Consider the following 6,879-nt stretch of genomic DNA (forward strand, 5'->3'; position numbering starts at 1 on the left):
GTGCCGCCAACGTCGCCGCCCTGCTCAAATACTCGCACCGAAAAGCCAAGCCCGCGCAGCTTGTGCAGCAGATAGAGCCCGGCAAATCCGGCGCCGACCACGACAACGTCGCAGCGGGCATCGGAGCGAGGCAGGACGGATTGCGACTGCGCGGTGGCCATGGTTTCGTTCCCAGACATTTTGTTGGTTATTGCGCCCAGCATTTCCCTGCCCACGCAAAAGCGCAAGCAACAAAAGGCCCGCGCCGCGCCGGATATTTTGCGGGACGGAATGGCCGGCGCGGCGTCCGGCCTACGCCGCCCGCGCGACTCGCCCCGCCATCGCTCCTGCGCTAGCGTCCCGCACGAGCCTGACGTTTGAAGCGGGCCATGAAATACCACGGGAGCGAAACGATGAAGTCGCCAATCTGCGCCATGCTGGGGATCGACTTTCCCCTGTTCGCCTTCAGCCATTGCCGCGACGTGGTCGCCGCGGTCAGCCGCGCCGGCGGCTTCGGCGTCCTCGGCGCCACCGTGCATTCGCCGGAGACGCTTGAACAGGAACTGAAGTGGATCGATGCCCATGCCGGCGGCCGGCCCTACGGCGTCGACGTGCTGATCCCGGAGAACATGTCGACCGCGGGCGAGAAGGAAGTGACCTGGAAGAGCCTGGAGCGCCGGGTGCCCCCCGCGCATCGCGATTTCACCAGCAGCCTGCTGAAGAAATACGGCATCGAGCTGACCATCACCGAGGTCGCGGCGAACCAGCCGCAGCCGTTTGACAGTACGCGGGCACTGGAATTGCTGGAAGTCTCGTTCAATCATCCGATCCGGTTGATCGCCAATGCGCTCGGCGTGCCGCCGAAGGCGATGATCGAGATGGGCCAGAAGCATGGCGTGCCGGTGGCAGCCCTGGTCGGCGCCAAGGAACACGCCATCCGCCAGGTCGCGGCCGGCGTCGATATTCTGGTCGCGCAGGGCACCGAGGCCGGCGGCCATTGCGGCGAAGACTCGACCATGGTGCTGGTGCCGGAAGTGATCAAGGCGATCCGCCCGATCCGTGACGTGCCGGTACTAGCGGCCGGCGGCATCATGACCGGACGACAGATGGCGGCGTGCATGGCGATGGGCGCGGCCGGCGCCTGGACCGGATCGGTCTGGCTGGCCACGGTGGAATCCGAAACCTCGGAGATCTTTCGCGAGAAGATGATCGCGGCCTCCTCGCGCGACGCGGTGCGCTCGAAGGGCCGCACGGGCAAGCCGGCGCGGCAGCTGCGCTCGGTCTGGACCGACGCCTGGGACCGCGGCCCCGACAGTCCGGGCGCGCTGCCAATGCCGCTGCAGAGCCTGATCAGCCGCGACGCCTTTGCTTCGATCGATCGCTCCGCGGCCGCCGGCAATATCGCAGCACGCGATCTGGTCAGCTATTTCGTCGGTCAGGGCGTCGGCCTGATTGACAGCGTCAAATCCGCGGGCGCAGTTGTGCAGGAGTTCAAGGAAGACTTTGCCGACACCGCCGAGCATCTGGCCGCGCTGGCTTCCGAATAAAGAAAAGCAAGAACAATGGCCGTGACCACGCAAAACGAAGACCGCATTCCCGTGATCGTCGGCGTCGGCGAATATTCCGATCACCCGAAGGAATTGACCGCCGGCCTCGAGCCGCTGGCGCTGATCACCGAGGCCTTGAAGCGGGCCGAGCAGGATGCCGGCGCGAAGTTGCTGCACGAGATCGACTCGCTCGACATCGTCAATTTCCTGAGCTGGCGCTATCAGGACCCGGCGAAACAACTCAGCGAGCAACTCGGCATCGCGCCGAAGCATGCGCATTATGGCCCGGTCGGAGGCGAGAGCCCGATCCGCTTCATCCACGAGGCGGCCAAGCGGATCGCGCGCGGCGAGGCCGTGGTGGCGGCGATCTGCGGCGCCGAGGCGCAGTCCACCGCCACCAAGGCCGAACGCGCCGGCGTGACGCTGCCATGGACGCCGTTCGCGCATGACGCGCCCGAGCCACTGCGCGGCGCCAACTACCAGAAGCCGATCGCGACCACGCTCGGCGTCGCCAAGCCGGTCACGGTGTACCCGTTCTATGAAGCGGCCGCGGCGGCGCATTGGGGCCAGACGCCACGGCAGGCGCAGCAAGAGTCCGGCGAATTGTGGTCGCGCTATTCGAAGGTGGCCGCGGACAATCCCGAGGCCTGGCTGAAGCGCGCTTATACGCCGGAGGCCATCACCACCCCGACGCCGGAGAACCGGCTGATCGCCTGGCCCTACACCAAGCTGATGGTTGCCAATCCGATGGTCAATCAGGCCGCCGCGATCCTGGTCACCAGCCTGGCGAAAGCGCGCGCCGCCGGCATCCCCGAGGATCGCATGGTCCACATTCAGGGCGGGGCCGCGGCGGAGGAGCCGCGCGATTATCTCGACCGCGACCAGTATGTCGAAAGCCACGCCCAGAACGCGGTGCTGAAAGTCGCGATGGCGCTGGCCGGCGGCCACGGCTCGGCATTCGATGCCATCGAATTGTACAGTTGCTTTCCGGTGGTACCGAAGATGGCGCGCCGCACGCTCGGCCTCGGCGCCGACGTGCAGCCGACGGTGGCCGGCGGCCTGACCTTTTTCGGGGCGCCGCTCAACGACTACATGGCGCATGCCGCCTGCGCCATGGTGCGCCGGCTGCGCGCCGGCGCCAGGCTCGGGCTGCTCTACAGCCAGGGCGGCTTCGTCACCAAGCATCATGCGCTGGTGCTGTCGCGCGAGGCGGCTGCGCACCCGCTCGCGCAGGACACCAATGTGCAGGCCGAGGCCGACCGCGACCGCAAGCCGGTGCCGGCTTTCGTCACGAACGCTTCGGGCAACGGCACGGTGGAAAGTTTTACGGTGATCTATGGCCGTGACGGGCAAATCGAGCACGGCGTGGTGATCCTGCGCACCGCGGACAATGCCCGCGCGCTGGCCCGTGTCCCGGCGGATGACACCGCCACGCTGGCGCATCTGATGGATCAGGACCGCACGCCGGTCGGGTCAACCGGCGCGATCAGCACGGCCGGCGACGGCGTGCTGGAATGGCGGGTGGCGTAGCTGCTCCGAACGCTGTCGCCCCCTCTCCCGGCTCGCAGCCGCCTCGCGGGTTCGAGCCACCCTCTCCCACCATCGCCGCTTCGCGACGGGAGAGAGGGGAAGAAAAAGCGGTACATTGTTTCAATCGCAGGTAGCTCAGTCTACAGGCATCAGCCCTTCACGCCCTGTTTTTCCGAGGCGGTGGTCGGCTTGCTGGTTTTGACCGAACCGCCGGTGACCCGAACCTGGTCGCCATCGGTCAGGCCATCCGGTGGCGTGGTGACGATACGGTCGTCGGCGGTGACGCCGGAGGCGAGTTCGATGTCGCGGCCGAGGTCGCGCGCGATGGTCACGGTCTTGAACAGGATCTTGTCATCAGCCGTGACGGTGGCGACGCGGGTGCCATCCTTGTTGAAGATCAGCGCGCTGGCGGGAATATGCAGCGGCGCGGTATCGCGGGCGAGGCTCATCTTCACATTGGCATAGCCGCCGGGCAGCAGCTCGCCGTTCGGATTGTCCAGCGCCAGCTGCATGCGCGCGGTGCCGGAGCCGACGTCGACCGACCGCGACGAGGCTTCCACCGTGGCCGGGAAGGTGCGGTTGGGATGATCGGGCACGGTGATGATGGCCTTGGCGCCGATCTTGATGGCCGGCACGTAGCTTTGCGGGACGTCGATATAGACGCGCAGCTTCATGATGTCGGAGATCACGAACATCGCGAGACCGGTACCGGTGCCGCCGGAGATCAGCGCGCCGACGTCGGTGTTGCGCTGGGTGACGATGCCGTCGAACGGCGCGGTGACGTTCTTGTAGCCGGCCAGCGCTTCCAGCCGCTCGACATTGGCCTGGCCGGAATTGACGGCGGCCTTCTTGTTGGCCAGGTCGGCCGAGCGCTCGTCGATCTCCTGCGCCGACACGAAGTTGGAGGCGATCAGCGATTTCCGGCGGGTCAGCGTCGCTTCGGACAGCCGGGCGCTGGACTGCTGGCTGACCAGATCGGCGCGCGCCTGCAGCAATTGCTGATCGAGGTCGGGCGCCTCGATCTCGGCGAGCACCTGGCCGGCCTTGACCTGCTTGCCGATGTCGGCGCTCCAGTTCGAGACATAGCCGCTGACGCGGGCAAAGATCGGCGCCCGCGAATAGGCTTCCAGCCGGCCCGGCAGATCCAGCGTGGCATTGAGCACGCGGGCATCCGGCGGCGCCACCGCGACGCTGGGGATCGCCTGATCGTTGGTCCAGGTCCGCAACTCGCTGTCGGTCCTGGCGCGGGCCATGATGCCGGTAACGACGACCGCACCGGCCGCGATCACGCCGATGATTCCGACCAGGCCCAGTCTGCGGCGGGAAGCAGGCGGATGTGACTCAGTGGACATGGGAAAACTCCGGCGAGCCTGCCTCTGGCGCGGGCTCTTGCTTCTTGTGGACCATACTGAACACGACCGGCACGAACATCAGTGTCGCGATCGTAGCGAAAATCAGGCCGCCGATCACGGCGCGGCCAAGCGGGGCGTTCTGCTCGCCGCCTTCGCCGAGCCCCAGCGCCATCGGCGCCATGCCGATGATCATTGCCAGCGCCGTCATCAGCACCGGGCGGAACCGGACGAAGCCCGCTTCGGAGGCGGCGGCGATCGGATCGCCGAGAATGGCATAACGCTCGCGGGCGAAGGAAATCACCAGCACCGAATTGGCGGTGGCGACGCCCATGCACATGATGGCGCCGGTCAGGGCCGGCACCGACAGCGTGGTCTGGGTGGTGAACAGCATCCAGACGATGCCGGCCAGCGCGGCCGGCAGCGCGGTGATGATCACGAACGGATCGGACCACGACTGGAAGTTCACCACGATCAGCAGATAGATCAGCACCACCGCGCCGAGCAGACCGAACAGCAAACCGGAAAAGGCCGAATTCATCGTCTCCACCTGGCCGAGCAGCGCCACGCTGCTGCCGCGCGGCACGTCGCCCTTGGTGGCGTCGATCATCTTGTAGATGTCGTTCGACACCGCGCCGAGATCGCGGCCCTGGGTGGTGGCATAGATCTGCACCATGGTCTGGATATCATATTGCGACACCACGGCGTTGGAGGCGGAACGCTTGATGGTGGCGATGCCGCCGAGCATCGGGGAGACGCTGGTGTTCGCCGCGGTGATCGGCAGCGTTTCCAGCGCGCCCAGCGAATCCATCCGATATTGCGGCGTCTGCATCACGATCGAGTAGGAGATGCCATTGTCGGGATTGAGATAATAGGTCGGCGCCACCTGCGACGAGCCCGCCAGGTTGACGACCATCGAATTGGTGACGTCGCGCTCGGTCAGGCCGACATATTGCGCACGGGTGCGATCGACGTCGATGTTGAAGCCCGGATTGTTCGGCGACTGCTGCAGCCGCGCATCGGCAATACCGGGGATCCGGCGGATCTGGCCCAGCAGCTTGTTGGCATAGGCAAAGTTACCGGCCAGATTGTTGCCGCGGATCTGCAGGTCGATCGGCGCCGGCGCGCCGAAATTCAGGATCTGGCTGACGATATCCGAGGGCAGGAACGCGAAGCTGACGCCGGGAAACTGCCGCGGCAGCTGTTCGCGCAGCGCCTGAACATAGTCCGCGGTCGGCTTGTGGTCTTCCTTCAGCTTGATCTGGAAATCGCCATCCTGCGAACCGATCACGCCGGTGTTGTTGTAGGTCAGGTTGATGCCCGACACCGGCATGCCGATATTGTCGGTCATGGTGACGATCTGGTCCGGCGGGATGATGTTGCGGACCGCCTTGGTGATGTCGGCGAACTGGTTGGCGGTTTCCTCGACCCGGGTGCCGATTTGGGTGCGGACATGCATCAGGATGCTGCCGCCATCGACGGTCGGGAAGAAGTTGCGGCCCAGGAACGGCACCAGCAGGAACGACAGGGCCACGACCGTGAGAAAGCCGGTGACGAATACCGGCCGCCGCGCCAGCGCCAGGTCGAGCAGGCCATGATAGCCGCCGCGAAACCGCTCGAAGCGTGCCTCGAAGCCGCGCTGGAACTTGACCAGTGGATTGCGCGTTGGCGGCCGTTCGCCCTCGGCGTGGTGCACGTGCTTCCGCAGCAAATATTTGGCCATGGTCGGCACCAAGGTGCGCGACAGCAGGAACGACCACAGCATCGCGAACATCACCGCTTCGGCCATCGGCACGAACAGGAAGCGAGCAATGCCCGACAGGAAGAACATCGGCACGAACACGATGCAGATGCACAGCAGCGAGACAAAGGCCGGCACCACGATCTGGTTGGCGCCGTCCATGATCGCCGGCTCGACATCCTTGCCGTTCTCGAGATGATAATTGATGTTCTCGATGGTCACCGTGGCGTCGTCGACGAGAATACCGACCGCGAGCGCGAGACCGCCGAGCGTCATGATATTGAGAGTCTCGCCGATCAGCGACAGCATGATGATGGCGCCGAGCACCGCCAGCGGTATCGAGATGGCAATGATCACGGTCGAGCGCCAGCTGCCCAGGAACAGCAGGATCATCACGCTGGTCAGCAGCGCCGCAATGACGCCTTCGTAGGCGACGCCGCTGATGGCGCCGCGGACGAACAGCGACTGATCGCCGATAAATCCGATCTTCAGCGCGTCGGGCAGCGTGTTCTTGACGTCGATCACCTTCTGCTTGATGCCGGCGATGATATCGAGCGTCGAGGTCGCGCCCGCCTTCAGCACCATCATCAGCACCGAGCGGTTGCCGTCGACATGCACGATGTTGGTCTGCGGCGGGTTGCCGTCGCGCACACTGGCGACGTCGCGGACGTAGACCATGGCGCCGTTGACGGTCTTGATCGGCAAGTCGCCGAGCTCCTGCATCTTCAGCGGC

General features: G+C 65.6%; 5 protein-coding genes. 2 read left to right on the forward strand and 3 right to left on the reverse strand.

What is annotated here, in order from left to right; genetic code table 11:
- Positions 1-161 (reverse strand): NAD(P)-binding protein (locus Q0S16_RS23780; RefSeq protein ID WP_295854136.1); only part of this gene is annotated, 161 nt, incomplete at its 3' end.
- Between the two features lie 231 nt (positions 162-392).
- On the opposite strand from Q0S16_RS23780, the gene Q0S16_RS23785 reads away from it, so the two are divergent.
- Together Q0S16_RS23785 and Q0S16_RS23790 are read left to right on the forward strand one after the other, a co-directional pair.
- Positions 393-1,526, forward strand: coding sequence for a nitronate monooxygenase (locus Q0S16_RS23785; protein ID WP_295854127.1), 1,134 nt, complete (start codon positions 393-395; stop codon positions 1,524-1,526).
- Between the two features lie 15 nt (positions 1,527-1,541).
- Complete coding sequence (locus Q0S16_RS23790) at positions 1,542-3,056, forward strand: acetyl-CoA acetyltransferase (RefSeq protein ID WP_295854130.1); 1,515 nt, start codon at positions 1,542-1,544, stop codon at positions 3,054-3,056.
- 149 nt (positions 3,057-3,205) lie between these two features.
- Here Q0S16_RS23790 and Q0S16_RS23795 read toward each other — a convergent pair whose 3' ends face one another.
- Both Q0S16_RS23795 and Q0S16_RS23800 read right to left on the reverse strand, forming a co-directional pair.
- Complete coding sequence (locus Q0S16_RS23795) at positions 3,206-4,408, reverse strand: efflux RND transporter periplasmic adaptor subunit (protein WP_295854132.1); 1,203 nt, start codon at positions 4,406-4,408, stop codon at positions 3,206-3,208.
- Positions 4,398-6,879: efflux RND transporter permease subunit (locus Q0S16_RS23800; RefSeq protein WP_295854134.1), on the reverse strand; the 2,482-nt coding region annotated here is incomplete at its 5' end. The genes Q0S16_RS23795 and Q0S16_RS23800, both read right to left, overlap by 11 nt.

Origin of the sequence: Tardiphaga sp. (genome assembly GCF_025356345.1) — a bacterium.
GTDB lineage: Bacteria > Pseudomonadota > Alphaproteobacteria > Rhizobiales > Xanthobacteraceae > Tardiphaga.